General features: G+C 34.1%; 16 protein-coding genes, 1 pseudogene and 1 riboswitch. Of the genes and pseudogenes, 11 read left to right on the top strand and 6 right to left on the bottom strand.

Going from position 1 to position 15,646, the window contains the following annotated elements:
* Positions 1-13: 13 nt before the first annotated feature.
* On the top strand, positions 14-1,357 hold the full coding sequence (locus QM017_RS06475; protein ID WP_282709188.1) for a glycoside hydrolase family 32 protein: 1,344 nt from the start codon (positions 14-16) through the stop codon (positions 1,355-1,357).
* A gap of 111 nt (positions 1,358-1,468) precedes the next feature.
* Here QM017_RS06475 and QM017_RS06470 read toward each other — a convergent pair whose 3' ends face one another.
* The 4 genes and pseudogenes from QM017_RS06470 to QM017_RS06455 all read right to left on the bottom strand — a co-directional run bounded on the left by QM017_RS06470 (position 1,469) and on the right by QM017_RS06455 (position 4,288).
* Complete coding sequence (locus tag QM017_RS06470; RefSeq protein WP_282709187.1) at positions 1,469-1,678, bottom strand: transposase; 210 nt, start codon at positions 1,676-1,678, stop codon at positions 1,469-1,471.
* Positions 1,644-2,588 (bottom strand): annotated as a pseudogene (locus tag QM017_RS06465) (transposase). The gene QM017_RS06470 and the pseudogene QM017_RS06465 overlap by 35 nt, the downstream one beginning before the upstream one ends.
* 688 nt (positions 2,589-3,276) lie before the next feature.
* Positions 3,277-3,885: a DedA family protein gene (locus QM017_RS06460; protein WP_282709186.1), complete on the bottom strand. Its 609-nt coding sequence runs from the start codon at positions 3,883-3,885 to the stop codon at positions 3,277-3,279.
* Between the two features lie 85 nt (positions 3,886-3,970).
* On the bottom strand, positions 3,971-4,288 hold the full coding sequence (locus tag QM017_RS06455) for a helix-turn-helix transcriptional regulator (protein WP_282709185.1): 318 nt from the start codon (positions 4,286-4,288) through the stop codon (positions 3,971-3,973).
* A 133-nt stretch (positions 4,289-4,421) separates the two neighbouring features.
* On the opposite strand from QM017_RS06455, the gene QM017_RS06450 reads away from it, so the two are divergent.
* Positions 4,422-5,549: a glycoside hydrolase family 3 N-terminal domain-containing protein gene (locus QM017_RS06450; protein ID WP_282709184.1), complete on the top strand. Its 1,128-nt coding sequence runs from the start codon at positions 4,422-4,424 to the stop codon at positions 5,547-5,549.
* 56 nt (positions 5,550-5,605) lie between these two features.
* On the opposite strand, the gene QM017_RS06445 is transcribed toward QM017_RS06450, so the two are convergent.
* Complete coding sequence (locus QM017_RS06445; RefSeq protein WP_282709183.1) at positions 5,606-6,460, bottom strand: undecaprenyl-diphosphate phosphatase; 855 nt, start codon at positions 6,458-6,460, stop codon at positions 5,606-5,608.
* A 138-nt stretch (positions 6,461-6,598) separates the two neighbouring features.
* Positions 6,599-8,293: an oleate hydratase gene (locus QM017_RS06440; protein WP_282709182.1), complete on the bottom strand. Its 1,695-nt coding sequence runs from the start codon at positions 8,291-8,293 to the stop codon at positions 6,599-6,601.
* A 174-nt stretch (positions 8,294-8,467) separates the two neighbouring features.
* Between QM017_RS06440 and QM017_RS06435 the strand changes: the two genes are divergently transcribed.
* The 9 genes from QM017_RS06435 (at position 8,468) to QM017_RS06395 (ending at position 15,646) form a co-directional block, all read left to right on the top strand.
* Positions 8,468-8,911 carry a CopY/TcrY family copper transport repressor gene (locus QM017_RS06435; protein ID WP_282709181.1) on the top strand — a complete coding sequence of 148 codons (444 nt, stop codon included), beginning with the start codon at positions 8,468-8,470 and terminating at the stop codon, positions 8,909-8,911.
* Between the two features lie 44 nt (positions 8,912-8,955).
* Positions 8,956-9,399 (top strand): universal stress protein, encoded by a 444-nt coding sequence (locus QM017_RS06430; RefSeq protein WP_178196093.1) that lies wholly within the window; start codon positions 8,956-8,958, stop codon positions 9,397-9,399.
* Between the two features lie 121 nt (positions 9,400-9,520).
* A complete protein-coding gene (locus QM017_RS06425) occupies positions 9,521-10,039 on the top strand; it encodes a TetR family transcriptional regulator (protein WP_282709180.1) in 519 nt (172 codons plus the stop codon).
* A gap of 225 nt (positions 10,040-10,264) precedes the next feature.
* Positions 10,265-10,696 carry a MarR family winged helix-turn-helix transcriptional regulator gene (locus tag QM017_RS06420; protein WP_282709179.1) on the top strand — a complete coding sequence of 144 codons (432 nt, stop codon included), beginning with the start codon at positions 10,265-10,267 and terminating at the stop codon, positions 10,694-10,696.
* Positions 10,697-10,780: 84 nt separating this feature from the next.
* On the top strand, positions 10,781-12,178 hold the full coding sequence (locus tag QM017_RS06415) for a flavocytochrome c (protein WP_178196086.1): 1,398 nt from the start codon (positions 10,781-10,783) through the stop codon (positions 12,176-12,178).
* 60 nt (positions 12,179-12,238) lie between these two features.
* Positions 12,239-12,820 (top strand): ECF transporter S component, encoded by a 582-nt coding sequence (locus QM017_RS06410; protein WP_178196084.1) that lies wholly within the window; start codon positions 12,239-12,241, stop codon positions 12,818-12,820.
* Between the two features lie 12 nt (positions 12,821-12,832).
* A complete protein-coding gene (locus QM017_RS06405; RefSeq protein ID WP_349238478.1) occupies positions 12,833-13,498 on the top strand; it encodes a glycoside hydrolase family 73 protein in 666 nt (221 codons plus the stop codon).
* 65 nt (positions 13,499-13,563) lie between these two features.
* A riboswitch (purine riboswitch) is annotated at positions 13,564-13,661 on the top strand.
* A 67-nt stretch (positions 13,662-13,728) separates the two neighbouring features.
* Positions 13,729-14,307, top strand: coding sequence for a xanthine phosphoribosyltransferase (locus QM017_RS06400; RefSeq protein ID WP_178196081.1), 579 nt, complete (start codon positions 13,729-13,731; stop codon positions 14,305-14,307).
* Between the two features lie 4 nt (positions 14,308-14,311).
* Positions 14,312-15,646, top strand: coding sequence for a nucleobase:cation symporter-2 family protein (locus tag QM017_RS06395; RefSeq protein WP_282709176.1), 1,335 nt, complete (start codon positions 14,312-14,314; stop codon positions 15,644-15,646).

The following is a 15,646-nucleotide window of genomic DNA, read 5'->3' as shown; positions in this document are numbered from 1 at the left end:
GAGGATTTAAAAATTGGAGAAAATCTTAAAAAATTTACGTTATCGTTTGAAATATCATATTATGGGGAAACAAGGTTGGATAAACGATCCTAATGGAATGATTTACTTTAAAGGCTATTATCATGTCTTTTTTCAACATTATCCACATGATTCTAAGTGGGGGCCAATGCATTGGGGACATGTCCGAAGTAAAGATCTGATTCATTGGGAAAATTTACCAATCGCCCTTTTCCCTGAAGCTGAAGATGGGTGTTTTTCAGGAAGTGCTATTGAACATGATGGAAAATTATTTTTATTGTATACAGCTCATCATGAGTTAAAAGGTGAAGTAGTAAGTGTAGTTCAAGAACAAAACTTAGCATATAGTGAAGATGGAATTAATTTTGTTAAATATGAAGGTAACCCAGTAATTAAAGCGCCGATGTTAAACAATACCGCAGATTTTCGTGATCCCAAAATTTGGAGCGATGGGCATAAATTTTATTGTGTAATCGGAGGCCAAACATTAGATAAGCGGGGGCAAGTATTAGTTTATGAGTCAGATGACATTTATCATTGGAACTTTAAGCAAACTTTAGCTCAAGCAAGCGAAGCCTCAAAAGAAGGGTATATGTGGGAATGCCCTGATTATTTTGAAATTAATGGGCAAAAGATTTTGATAATCTCGCCTCAAGGTATTAAAGAACAAGATGAACGTTTTAATAATCTTTTTCAATGTGGTTACTTTATTGGACGAGAAGAAAATGGAAAATTAACTTATCAACCAGATAGTTTTCAAGAATTAGATTATGGCCATGACTTTTATGCAGCACAAACTTTGTTAGCTCCAGATGGCAGAAGAATTTTAATTGCATGGATGGCAATGTGGGAACAAGATATGCCCGAGCAAGTAGATGGGTGGGCAGGTTGTATGACTTTTCCGCGTGAATTAATTATTAAAGACGATCAAATTTTCATGCGACCAGTTAGAGAATTGGCTTTGCTGGAACAAGAAGTTATTTTAGAAGAAATCTTATCCAATTATCAGATGACTTATGCTAATCGTAGTTTGGAAATTGAAACTTTTGCATCAGAGGCGAGTGATTTTGATTTAACTTTAAGTTATGGAGAAAGTGATTTAAACTTAAGTTATCAAAACGGCAAGCTATTTTTGACTAAAACCGGTTATCCACCACGAGTGTTTACAAGAACGCTTAAAACGACTAATTTTAAGATTTTATGTGATACAAGTTCGGTTGAAATTTTCTTTGAAGAAGGTCCAGTCTTTAGTGAACGCTTGTATGGAGTAGGTGAAACTAAACTTAAATTTAATAGTGTTAAGCCTCTAAAGATGAAGGTTACAAGTTTAGAATTATAAGAAAAAATATTTATAAAGTTAGTAATTTTGGGTTCTTTGTCAAAAAGGACTGATGCCAAAATTTTAATTATTATTTAAACTATTAGATGGAAGTCTAATAGTTTTTTTGTTTTAGGTGGAGAAGAAAATTACATTATTTTTTAGCGAAAGCAGAATCCTGAGTCTAAAATGCTTAAAATTATTATAGCCATAGGCTATACGCTTAATTACTTTAATGTGATTATTGACGCCTTCAATAGGACCATTGGTAAGTCTAGGTAAAACAAAACTATTTTCTATTTCTGCCTTATGCTTCTTGATAGTTTTTAAAGCTTGTCTCATTTCTGGTGGAAGGATTCCAAGAAACTGTATCAGTTAATAAATTTAGTAATTGACAACTGTTTTTACGGTACATTTGTAGAAGTAACTGATAATATTCATAGGCTGTTTTCAATTCAGAAGACATATCAAATAAACGATCTAAAACTTCAGAATCGCTTAATTCAGCGTATTTAAAATTTATCCTTGGATAATATCGATGATAATCAACATCATCTTGATTTTTTAGAAGTAGTTTTCAAAAACGTTTCAAAGCTCGATACTCATGGGTTCCAGCTCCATATTCTTTCATAACCCTAATTTTAATTTTATTCATAGCTGTATATGCCTGTGTAACCACATGAAATTTATCTGCAATAATAAATGCATTAGGGAATAGCTCCTTAATCAAACTGCGGTAAGGTGCATATAAGTCAACAGTTATAGTCATTACTGATAATCTAGCTTTGTAACTATATTGAATGAAATAATTCCTAAGGAATTTATTATTTCTTTCAGGAATTATATCTATAATCCGATGATTGACTGCGTTGATTAAACACATACTCATACCACTAGATGAAAATCTTTTACCAGATTTGAAGTCATCTAAGGATAAGTGACTAGGAAGCCAGTTACAATTGACTTTAAAATTATTTTCTACATTCTCTAAAGATCTAATAATTGTGTTTGAAGATGTAAAAGAGTCCGCAGCAATTTCACACATAGGTCTGGATAGACTTAAATCACGTACAAGTTTGGCTTTAACAGCATTAGAAAAATGATCATGATAGTTAGTATCTTTAAATTTAGCTGTCGCAGTCTTTTTGCACTCAGGACACAGATACTTCTGTTTTCTTATAGAAAGCACAAGCTTTTTACCAGCAGAAGAAAGATGAATATTATTAACTACTTTAGTGCCGTTATGTAACATCAATGCTTTACAATTAGGGCAATACATAGGGTAAGACAAATATAGATGACAGAGCAAAGCCTTACTATTTTTAATAATTTTTTCTTCAATATACGAAGTATATTGATATTTAGGGTCAATAGTTAAATTAGGGTCTGTAATTCCAAGTAAAAGTTTGATATTATTATCCATAGAGATGGTGTCCTTTCTTTAATTAGATTGGCGTTGTGGGCCATCTCTTTTATTTTGCCGTAAAAATGGAGAAAATAAAAGAAGGACCGTAATGCAAAAAAATTTTACATTATCAGTCCTAAATATTATACAACCGTAATTTTACTTTTTATCCTCTTTGCTACAGATGTCTAGCAAAGGGGTTTTTTTATTGTTTACAAAAATACATATATAAATAGGTTCTATAATTTTTAGGATTGACAGAATTGCTATTGGTCCTAATTTTTTTGTAAAAAAACAAAAACAGATATATATAAATATCTGTTAAAATAAAATCATTAAAGTAATTTTGAAAGGAACTTTCTATATGTCTATAGTTAACTGTATCAATAATGTTTCACTATTAAGAATAAAAATAGCGCAAACTGCTCTTTTTTTAAAAAAATTTCTATCGAAACAAAAAGTCCTCTTCACTAAAAAAACAGCAAAGAGAATTTTTTGCGTCATGCTATCAAGCTATTATGATAAAATTAGTGGTTTAAGCTTTTTTACGTTTGTGCCAAATGAAACCCACAACACACAAGATAACTACTGCTAGTAAAACTAAATGAGAGTATTCATCAATAGTAGCGACAATTTGTGGCCAAGCATTGCCGGCGTAATGTCCAACATAAATCAAAACGGTGTTCCAAATTAATGTTCCAAAGGTTGAAAAAACTAAGAAACGTGTAAAAGAAAAATGTGTCATACCAGCTGGAATGGAGATTAAACTACGCACAACAGGAACAAAACGGCCAAAGAAAACGGCAGTACCACCATGACGATTGAAGAAATTAGCAGCTTTATCGACATCTTCAGGTTTTAGATGTAAGATTTTACCAAGTTTTCCATTTAAAATAGCCTCAATTTTTTCAACGGCTAAAAAGTGTCCAAGGGCATACAAAACAGCAGCACCAACTACGGCTCCGACAGTGGCTGCGATGATTGCTCCAAATAAATTTAAATCAGTTGAAATTGTTAAAAAACCAGTAAAGGTTAAAATTACCTCAGATGGAATTGGCGGAAAAATATTTTCCAATGCGATCAATAATGCAATGGCTAAATAACCATAGTCATTGATTAAATTGGTCATAGTTGCTGTATCCATTTTTTACCTCATTTTCATTATTTTCTTCGATTGTAACGAAAAAGGAGGGATTAGGTCAAGAATTAACCAAAATATTTTTAAATATTTAATCATTTAATAAAACGATCTGTAGGATAGCTTTTGAAAGAATCCGCCGTTTTTCTTCTGGTAAATTACTAAGTAAAGATATGAGCTGAATTGTTTCGCTATCGGTAATTGGAGGATAGCTAAAAATATCTGCAAACGATAGGTTTAAGGCATTAAGAATTTCTTCAAGTTTTTTTAGTTTTAAATTGTCTAAGCGTCCTAATTCAAGTTTTGAAATAAAACTAACAGAGGAATTGGAAGCTTCAGCTAATTGTTCGATTGTCATATCGAGTTGTTGACGTTTGGTACGAATAATTTTACCTAAATCAGGAATCATATGTTTTACCCCATATTTACAGTTGAAATATTTGTCTGTTAATATATTAACATAATTAGCCAATAGATGCGCAAAAGAGCTCTAGAGCCAAAATTACAGATAAGCAGTTTTTTTAGAACATGGGGAGAAAAATATGAAAATTAAAATCCGTAAATTTAGTGTTATCTTATTAATCATCTTAGTAGTAAATCTTTTAAATTCTTTTAGTGTTGGTGCAGCTACAATCAGTAATAAACAACTTAAACGCTATTTAAATCAGATGACGCTAGATGAAAAGTTAGGACAGTTATATTTGGTGCCAAGCAACGGCGATGCTGATGCGCTGAATCAAGCAATCAAAAAATATCATCTAGGTGGTATTGTTTTATTTGGTAATGATTTTATAGACAATAGTCGTGAACAATTTATAGCAAAGCTCCAACAAATGCAATCTAGCTCTACCTTACCGTTGTTTATTGCTACCGATCAAGAAGGTGGGAGTGTTTCGCGTTTAAGCAATAATCCAGCTTTGACCAATAATCGAAAATTTCCTTCACCAAGAGAAATCTATCAAAGTCAGGGTTTGTCAGGACTTTTGCAAGAAAATGTTACGGTAGCAAAAATCTTAAAGGGATTAGGGATCAATTGGAATTTTGCGCCAGTAGCAGACGTTACTGATGATTCACAAAGTTTTATGTATGATAGAACAGTTGGCTTAGATTACCAACAGACCGCAAAATATATTGCAAAGGCTGTCAAACAAACGCAAAAGCAAAATGAAATAACCACTTTAAAACATTTTCCAGGTTACGGATCTTGTCAAGATACACATACTGGCTTTGCGCAAAATACCAAAAGTTTAAAGCAACTAAAACAAGAAGATTTAATTCCATTTAAAGCAGGAATTAAGGCTAACGTCGATAGCATTATGATTACACATCTAGTAGTAAATGCCTTAGACGCTCAAAAACCAGCCTCGTTGTCTAAAAAGGTACATACATATTTACGCAAAAAATTAAAGTACAATAACGTTATTGTGACCGATGACTTAGGGATGGGCGCAATCAAGGATTTTATCAAACAGACAAATCAAAATGCTGATGTAGCAGCTTTTATGGCTGGAAATGATGTGTTGATAAGCGCAGATTATCAAAATGGCATTCCTGCACTAAAGCAAGCGATAAAGGAAAAAAAGATAACACAAAAACAACTTAATCAAGCTGTCTATCGGATTTTAAAATTAAAAGTTAAAAGAAAAATTTTAGTTACTCTCCCAAGTTAAGAACGGAGAAATGTAGCAAATAAAAAAGTGCTAGGCATTTTGCCAGCACTTTTTTATTAATGGAAAATCGTAAAATAAGCAATCACTAAAATTCCTAAGATAATACGATACCAACCAAAGACTTTAAAGTCGTGTTTTTTGATATATTGCATCAAGAATTTAATAACAATGATTGATGAAACAAAAGCAGTCACTAAGCCAACGACTAAAATCCATAATTCAAGGCTTGAGAAGTTAAAACCAAACTTGAGTAGTTTGAAAAATGAAGCCCCAAACATAACCGGAATTGCTAAGAAGAATGTAAACTCAGCAGCGACTGTACGTGAAACACCTAAGAGTAACGCTCCAACAATCGTTGCCCCGGAACGAGAGGTCCCTGGGAAGATAGCAGCGATTAATTGGAAAAAGCCAATCATAACGATAACAGGATAAGTCAAACTTGCCAAAGAAGTGTAACGTGGTTGACGATGCTTGTTGGTGTTTTCAATCCAGATGAAGGCTACCCCAAAGACGATTAAAGCTAAAGATACACAGATTCCGTTGTAGAAATGTTCTTCAAAATAATCGTTAAAGGCCATTCCGATGACACCGGCTGGAATACAGGCAATCAAGATTTTAACCCACATTATCATGATGTCTTTATCAACATAGCGCCAAATGCCGGTTGGAGCATTAAAAGTTGTTGTCTTGGCTTTTTTAAACGGCCAGATTTGGTGCCAATAAATGACAACCACGGCCATGATAGCCCCTAATTGAATAACAACTTGGAACATACTGTAAAACTCAGCAGAAACTTTGAGTTTTACAAATTCGTCTAATAAAATCATGTGTCCAGTACTGCTGATAGGCAACCATTCGGTGATTCCTTCAACAATCCCAAACAAGAATGCTTTAAAAAGTTCAATAATCAAGAGAAAAATTCCTTTCAATATTAATAATAACTTTGTTCATTATATGCTAAAAAAGTCATATTTGACAACTATCATATTAGATTTAAGGGAAGTTTAAGCACTAAAAAAACCCCACTAATCAAATAGTGGGGAATGATGTTATTCAAACATTCGTTTAGTTGCTTTTAATAAGACCCGTGGATCTTTATCAAAGCGTGGGTTTTTGACTAACTTATCTTCTGGAATACCGGCAAAATGAAAGGCAGCCACTTCACCAGAACGCACGGCACTTTGTTCAGTAAAGACCATTTGATAAGGCTGTTCAACAAATTCACCGGTAAAGGCCAAGTTAGTTGAATGTTGTGGAATCACTTCAGGACGATCGCTCTTAGCACGGTTGTTAAATAACGCTGAAGCATAAGGCATATAAACTGGGATACAGTTGATGACGCTATCCATGATTTCAGCTTCTTTTTCCATGATGTTAATCGGACCTGGATCGACTTTTGAAAGTTGACCAAGAAGCTCTTGTAACATTTCTTTACCAGTCATTTCAATATAAGGCTTTTCGACAAATTCACCCACACGTCTTGGATATAAGAAATATCCCCAGATAACAGCTTCATTAGGTTTTTGTTCAGTAAAGTGTGGTTGATGATGAACCACAATTGACATATTAACATCAGGTTTACCATCTTCAGTAACTGGTTTAGTTGAGATAAATGAGTTTAAGGCATTTCCTGGTAATTGTTTAGTAATACGTGTTATTTCATTTAATAAAAGATGATTCTTAAGTGTCAAAGTAAAGCTAACCCACTCTGAAGCATCACGATCAGCAAAGAATTTATCAGGTGTTCCTAAATTATAGAAATGTTCACAAGCTTGTTTCCATAGACTAGCCGCAGCACCGTAATCCATGTTTTCGGCAGCAGGAGTGTTGAAATCACCTAAAGTTGCCGAATCAGTAATCGAACCATTAGTAAAGAAGACCGCTGTTTGTTCATCGACTTCGACAATTTCTTCTTGGTTAGTATCTGTATTGATCATTTTTAAGCCAGTTACTGTAATTTCATCACGCATTGGCGTATCTTTAAAGATGAATTCAGTGACACGGCGAGGCATGATAAAGTTACAGCCTTGTTCTTTAAGGTAATTAATCAATGGTAACATAATGCTTTCATATTGATTATAACGTGTTCTATTAACACCAACCAAATGTTCAATTTGAGTGAATTCATAAATCATTTGGTGCATATAACGTCGTAATTCTTGAGCAGAAGAACGAGTTCTAAAAGCAAAAGTTGTTTCCCACATATACCAGAAGTTAGTAGTAAAGATATGTGGTGAATCCTTGAAGTATTCTTCAATTGTAATATTATCTAATTTAGTTTCTTCGCTATCAGGCATTAAAACTAATTTACTTAAAAGCATGCGATCAGCATTGTTTAAGCCTAATTTATGGCCATCTACAATACCGACACCACCTTTTAGTAATCGAGCGACATCATAGGTGCGATGTTTAGTATCGAAATCACGTGTATCTTGAGCTGCTGTCATATTAGGTTCTGTAACTGAAGGAATTCTTTCTAACAAATCCATTAAGTCAACATATGTGCGATAATTTAGCATCCGTCCACCGCGTGCAATGAAACCCTTAGTATTAGCCATCGGATGATTTTTGTTCCAATATTCATCGGCAGCAACACTTGCTAAAGATCCATCATTAGCGCCATGATCATCAAGAGCATAAAAAGTAATATTTTCTCCTCTCCAGTGGCCTTCTTGAATTAGATAGACAGCACCAGCCATATTGGCAAGACCAGCACCAATCATAATTGCTTTATTTTTCATCATAAAAGCACCTCCAAAGTAATATCGCTTACAATGACTATTATAGTCTTGTCGCCATTAAATATCCACAATGAAGACTTGGAGAAACAACTTTTTTTGAAAATTTAACAAAGATCAATCAATGAAAGGCGTTTCGTGCTATACTTAAATCGATAACACTTTGAGGGTGGTGAGATAGTGACCAAAAGAAATGAGATTAGTGCATCTGAATGGGAAGTAATGCGTTTGTTGTGGAGTTTGCAGCAAGCAACTAGTAGTCAGTTACATCAGCAATTAGAACAAAAATTTGGCTGGAAAATGGCTACGACTAAGACGTTATTAGGGCGTTTAGTTACTAAAAAAGTTATTGCTGCTAAAAAAAATGGACGCGCTTATCTTTATTATCCTTTAGTTACTGAACAAAAAGCAGTAAGTGAATTGCTAAATATGAGCTTAGAAAAGATTTGCCAACGCTGTCGTGGTCAAAATTTAGCACAAGTGTTAGCTGATATACCTTTAAGTAAGCAAGATATAGCATTGTTAAAAGAGGTTTTAAAGCAAAAAGAGGCAAATGCTCCGACTACATTAGAATGTAACTGTGTAGTTGCTTGCCATTGCCAAGAAAAGATGCCCACTGATTAAAAATTAAGGTATAATATAAAATGCAAAAAGTAAGGGGGATATTTATGGAAACTGAAAAAATTAAAAATATTAAAAAGATTTTGGTCGGAGTCGATGATTCAGAAGATGCACAATTAGCTTTTCGAGTAGCGATGAGACGTGCTTTAGACTTAAAAGCTACATTGAGTATTGTTTCTGTACTTGAGTCACATGAAATGAATGTATATCAAGCTTTAAGCGCAAGTTATGTTCATGGTAAGCGCAAAGATTTGGAAGAACATCTAGAAAAATATCGTAAAGTCGCCCTAGATGCAGGTATTAAAGATGTAGAAGTTGTTGTGGCTGAAGGAAATGCTGGCGAAGAAATTGTAAAAAATGTGATTCCAAAGGTAAAACCAGATTTGTTGATTATTGGTGCTTTGTCTAAGCAAGGTATTAAGAAATTTTTTGGTTCACAAGCTGCCTATATGGCCAAATATGCACCAATTTCGGTTTTAGTTGTTCGTTAATTTAGAATTCCATCGTTTATTAAAAAAGACGATGGGATTTTTTTTTTGAAAAAATTTTCCGCAATTTGATTGTTCATGATATCATTTAATAATGAAGAAACTAGCCGAAGGGAAGAAAAGTATGGATCAACAAGAAAAGCGCAAATTAGATTTGGCATATGGATTATTGGATCTGCTGAAACATAACGCAATTGAAAAAATTACAGTCGATCAGATTTGTCGTAAAGCTCAGATTCATCGCAGTACGTTTTATCGCCATTTTCAAGATAAATATGACTTGTTACATCATGCCTTAGACAGTTTTTGGTTTGAAAAAATTGATGAAAAAGATGTATTAGGTTCAACTGTTAGATTAATTGCACAAAATAAAGATGTTTTTCGTAACATCTCAATCAATAATGAAAACAATTCATCTTATTGGATTTTATTGAAGATGTGGAGTGAACAGTTGCTAGAATGTGAGCGCCAAGGAATGTTAAAAGATGCTAAGTGGATTGACCAAACATTTCGACGTTCCAAGTATCCCAAGTTAGCAATTCATATGACTGCTGGTGCGTTATTAACATTATTTTTTGAATGGGGTTCATCGAATTATCAAATGGAACCAGAAGAACTTATCGAATTTATTCATAATATCTAAAAGGCGATTTAAGAATTTTTATGTATTATTTTTTCAAATAGCTATATTAGAAATTTGAAGGAATTAAAATTTATTTTTTAAAATATTCAAAAAATCAGCTTAAAAATGCAAAGAAAAATTTACCTTAACGATTAAACGGTGTAAAATATATATAACATTTAAAAATAGAGAGGTTATTTCGGATAGATTATTTGTTAGCCGGATAACGGATTGAGGTGGATTATTATGAGTTCCTTACAAAGATTAATGACAGATTTAACACAGGTATTGCGTTTGCACGGACATAGGAATTCGATAGAAGATTTCGAAAAATTAGGTGCAATCGATATTTATTATCTTGAAGCTGTTTATCAGTTAAAAGAACCTACAATTGGAACAATTTCCAAGTTATTAGATCAATCTACACCTAACACTAACTACCATATTAAGAAATTGATTAATTTGGGGTTAATTGAAAAGAGAATAGATGATATTGATCGACGTGTAACGCATCTTTATGTGACGGATAAGTATAGACGTTTGATTGAATCAGATGTTGATTTTTGGGATGGATTGCAAGAACAGCTTGAAGATGCAGTATCTGCTAAAGATTTAGCTATTTTTAAGCGTGTTTTAAAGCAAACAGCAGAAATTATTTGCGAACAAAGTAAGGTATAAAAAAGCACGGGTAAACCGTGTTTTTTTGTTAGCTTTAAGATATGTTAAAATAAAACTAATAATGATGAAAATGAGGTTATTAAGGTGGCGGACAAATTTTATTTTGAACCATATAAAATCGAACAATTACAAGCAAGTTATGATGTTGCAATCATCGGAGCTGGTGGTGCAGGATTAACAGCTGCATTACAAGCCGTTGAGCTAGGATTAAAGCCAGTTGTATTTGAAAAAATGGAACGTTTAGGCGGAAATACCAACCGAGCATCTTCTGGAATGAATGCATCTGAAACAAGCGTTCAATTAAAACATGGTGTGATAGATGATTTTAAAGATTTTTATCAAGAAACCTATGTAGGTGGAGGAAAGTTAAACGATCCTAAATTGTTGGAATACTTTGCAAGTCATACAAGTCAAGCAATTGCATGGCTACAAGAGCAAGGAATCAGGTTAGATGATTTGACTATTACAGGTGCAATGAGCAAGCCGCGAACACATCGTCCAGCAAGTACTGCTCCAATTGGTGCTTTTATGATTACTAATTTATTAAAACAATTGCAACAAAAACAAGTAGCAATCTTTAATCAAACCAAAGTTATTGAATTAATGATGGATGATGCTAAACAAAAAATTTGTGGTATCAAGCTTGAAGATGCTGATCAAAAAATACATCAAGTTGAGGTTAAAGCTGTAATCTTAGCAAGTGGAGGTTTTGGTGCAAGTCAAGAGCTTATGAATAAGTACCGACCTGATTTGGCACATTATAAAACAACTAATCATGAAGGAGCAACCGGCGATGGCTTAGCTTTAGCAACTGCCTTGGGTGCGCAATTACGCGACATGGACTTAATTCAAATACATCCAACGGTGCAACAAGATAATCCGCATGTTTATTTGATTGGTGAAGCTGTCAGAGGTGAAGGTGCTATTTTAATCAATCAAGATGCAAAACGTTTTGTTAATGAATTAGCCACGCGTAAAATTGTTTCTAACGCGATTAGTGCATTAGAGCAAAAAAGTGCATATTTAATTTTTGGTGAAGAAGTTTTCAAACGAGTACAAGCTTTGGCATTTTATGCTCATATTGGCTTAGTTATACAGGCTCAAAGTATTTCACAATTAGCTAAACAAATTAATGTTGATGCTACTAAGCTTGAAAATACGTTGACAACATGGAATCAAGCAGTTGATAGTAACAATGATTCGCAATTCGGAAGAACAACGGGATTAAGGGTGATTAAACAAGCGCCATATTATGCAATCCATATTGCGCCAGCTATCCATTATACAATGGGAGGAATTCATGCTGATCAATATACACGGGTGTTAGATGAAAATGGCACACCAATAGCAGGCTTGTATGCGGCTGGGGAAGTTGTGGGAGGCTTACATGGGAATAATCGAATTGGAGGCAACTCAATTGCTGAAACGGTTGTTTTTGGAAGACAAGCAGCCATACAAGTAGCACGTTATTTGCAAAACTAAGTGGTAAAATCATAATTTGATGATATAATGAATTAAAGTTTTTAATTAGGGGGGAATTGAATGGCTCATCAAAGAATTTATCGCTTGGTGACATTAGCATTGTTTGGTGCGGTTATTATCGTACAAAATTTTGTACCGTTACTAGGTTATATTCCATTTGGACCTTTAAATATTACAATTATTCATGTGACTGTGATTATTGCAGCAATCGTCTTAGGCCCAAAAGATGGTGCAATCGTTGGAGGAATATGGGGAACAATTACTTTTGTTAGGGCATTTGTTTGGCCGACTAGTCCATTGGCGACAATTGTTTTTGTTAATCCATTGGTTTCGATTTTGCCGCGAATCTTGATAGGTGTAGTTGCTGGTTTAGTTTTTAAAGAGTTAACAAAGCATTTCAAAAATAAGACATTAGCGATTGGAACAGCGGCTGTTTTGGGCTCTATGGTTAATACGTTATTGGTCTTAGGTCAGATTTATTTGTTTTATCATAATCGTTCCCAAGAAATGTATGCCTTAGATGTCCATGCGTTGTTGCCATACTTATTAGGTGTTGTAGCGACAAATGGAATTCCGGAGGCTTTATTAGCAGGGATTGCTTGTCCACTTATTGCGTTGCCGTTGTTAAAAAAAGTTAAATAGTTTTAAGAAAAGGTGAGTAATTTGGCACAAAGAAAGTTTAAATCTAACAAGAAGCGTAAAAAACGCCGTGTTAGTAAGTCATTTAAGTTATTTAAGCGACGACTTAATATGACGGATTATTTGTTGCTTGTCATTTTACTGAGCCTTTTTTGTGTGCAATTTGTCAAATGGAGCACTCATCTTGATGCGCAACCGCAAGTAACTGTGACTGTTAAACAACAACGGCAAGCATTTATTAAACAATTAGTTACGATTGCACAAGCAGAACAAAAGCGCGTAGGAGTTTTGGCAAGTATTACGCTTGCACAAGCTGCTTTAGAGTCTGATTGGGGACAAAGTGAATTAGCACAAAAGTATCACAACTTGTTTGGTGTTAAAAGTGGTTCATCAACGAGTGGTGCTTTGATGACAACACAAGAATATGTCAATGGTCAATGGATCACGGTTAAGGCACGATTTGCAATTTATGCTAGTTGGCAAGAATCTGTCCAAGCACATACGCAATTGTTTTTGCAAGGGACTAATTGGGATAAGGATCACTATCAAGCAGTTTTAACGGCAAATAATTATTATGAAGCTGCACAGGCATTACAAGATGCGGGATATGCGACAGACCCGAATTATGCGCGTAAAATAACTGAATTAATTCAAGAATACAATCTAAATCAGTATGATTAATTAACAAAAAAACGTTTTTATTACCAAAATACGAATGATTAACTTGAAACGAATAGTACGATGTGCTATATTATTCCAGTAAGACTTATATATGATCATAATATGGTTGATCGTTTCTACCCATGCCCGTAAAGTATGGACTATAGGTAATAAAAGCACAATATTTTCTAGATGGCTTTTTTACCTGTGGGGTAAAAAAGTCATTTTTTATTTTAAGGAGAGAATTTATCGTGAAATTATTAGAAGAGCGTATTCGTGAAGATGGCGTGGTTTTGCCAGGCAATGTCTTGAAGGTTAACTCATTTTTAAATCATCAAATTGATGCTGATTTGATGTTTGCGATAGGAGAAGAATTTGCACGCTTGTTCAAAGATAGTGGTGTAACTAGAATTTTGACAGTTGAGGCTTCTGGAATTGCACCAGCGATTATGACGGGTTTGACCTTACATGTACCGGTTTTGTTTGCGCGCAAAACTAAAAGCTCAACAATGAATAATGATTTATATACTGCAGAAGTATATTCCTATACTAAGAAAGTGACGAATTGTGTTTCGGTTGACCAAAAATTCTTGAAAAAAGATGATAAAGTTTTAATCATCGATGATTTCTTAGCAAACGGACAAGCAGTTAAAGGTTTATTAGACATTTGCCAACAAGCCCAAGTTCAAGTAGCTGGAGTGGGGATTGTCGTTGAAAAATCATTCCAAGATGGCGCACAATGGATTAAAGATCAAGGTGTGCGTTTAGAATCTTTAGCACGAATTTCTTCATTTGAAGGCGATCAAGTACGTTTTGTAGGAGAAGAATAGGACAATGCAAAATAAAGAAGTTAGTCATAAAAAAGCAGCAATTTTAGGTTTACAACATTTATTGGCGATGTATTCTGGTGCGGTGGCTGTACCATTATTGATTGGGACAGCTTTACGTTTTAATAGTGAACAAATGACATATTTGGTATCGATTGATATTTTTATGTGTGGATTGGCAACTGTTTTGCAATTATTTAGAAATCGTTACTTTGGGATTGGTTTACCGGTAGTTTTAGGATGTGCAATTCAAGCAGTAGAACCTTTGAAAATGATTGGTAAGCAATTTACGATTGGAACTATGTATGGAGCCATTATTGTTGCTGGTATTTTTGTTTTCTTGATTGGTGGCCAATTTTCTAAGATTAAAAAGCTCTTTCCACCGGTTGTAACCGGAACGTTGATTACCGTTATTGGATTGACTTTGATTCCGATTGCTATTCAAAATATCGGTGGTGGAGATGCGACTGCAAGTAACTTTGGTGATTTAAAAAATATTGCAATGGGCTTTTTAACTGTGATTATCATTTTAATCATCCAGATATGGGGTAGAGGTTTTATCAGTTCGATTGCTGTTTTAATTGGATTAATTGTTGGTAGCGTAGTTGCTGCTTGTTTTGGGATGGTATCTTTGAGTGCTGTTAGTGAAGCTAGTTGGTTTCATTTTCCACAACCATTTTATTTTGGGATGCCGCATTTTGAATGGTCTTCATGTGTAACCATGATCATTATTTCTTTAGTTTCAATGGTTGAATCTACGGGTGTTTATTTTGCTTTAGGTAATATTTTAGAAAAGAAAATTACGGCTCAAGATTTAAAATTAGGTTATAGAGCAGAAGGATTGGCCGTGATTTTAGGTGGGATTTTTAATACTTTCCCATATACAACTTTCTCACAAAATGTTGGTTTGCTTGAACTTTCTGGTATTAAGACTAAACGTCCAATTTATTGGTCTGCTTGCTTATTGATGATATTAGGTTTATTACCAAAGGTTGGTGCTTTGGCAACGATTATTCCTACACCAGTTTTGGGTGGAGCGATGTTAGTGATGTTTTCGATGATTAGTGTTCAAGGTATTCGGATGTTGATTCGTGTTGATTTTAAAGATGAAAGAAATATTTTAATCGTGGCTGTTTCTTTAGGTTTAGGTTTAGGTGTTTCTGTTTATCCAACTATTTTTCAAGCTTTGCCAACAACAGCTCAATTGTTCTTAGGAAACGGCATTGTAGTGGCAAGCATTGCTTCTGTCTTGTTAAATGTTTGCTTTAAAGGAAAAGAAGGCTTAGATAAAGAACAAGATAAACAAGAAGACGAACGCACGATGGTTGTTGAAACAAAATAA

Source organism: Ligilactobacillus sp. Marseille-Q7487 (assembly GCF_949152225.1).
Lineage (GTDB): Bacteria > Bacillota > Bacilli > Lactobacillales > Lactobacillaceae > Ligilactobacillus.
Note: the sequence above shows the minus strand (reverse complement) of the source record. Positions and strands in the feature narration are given on the sequence as shown.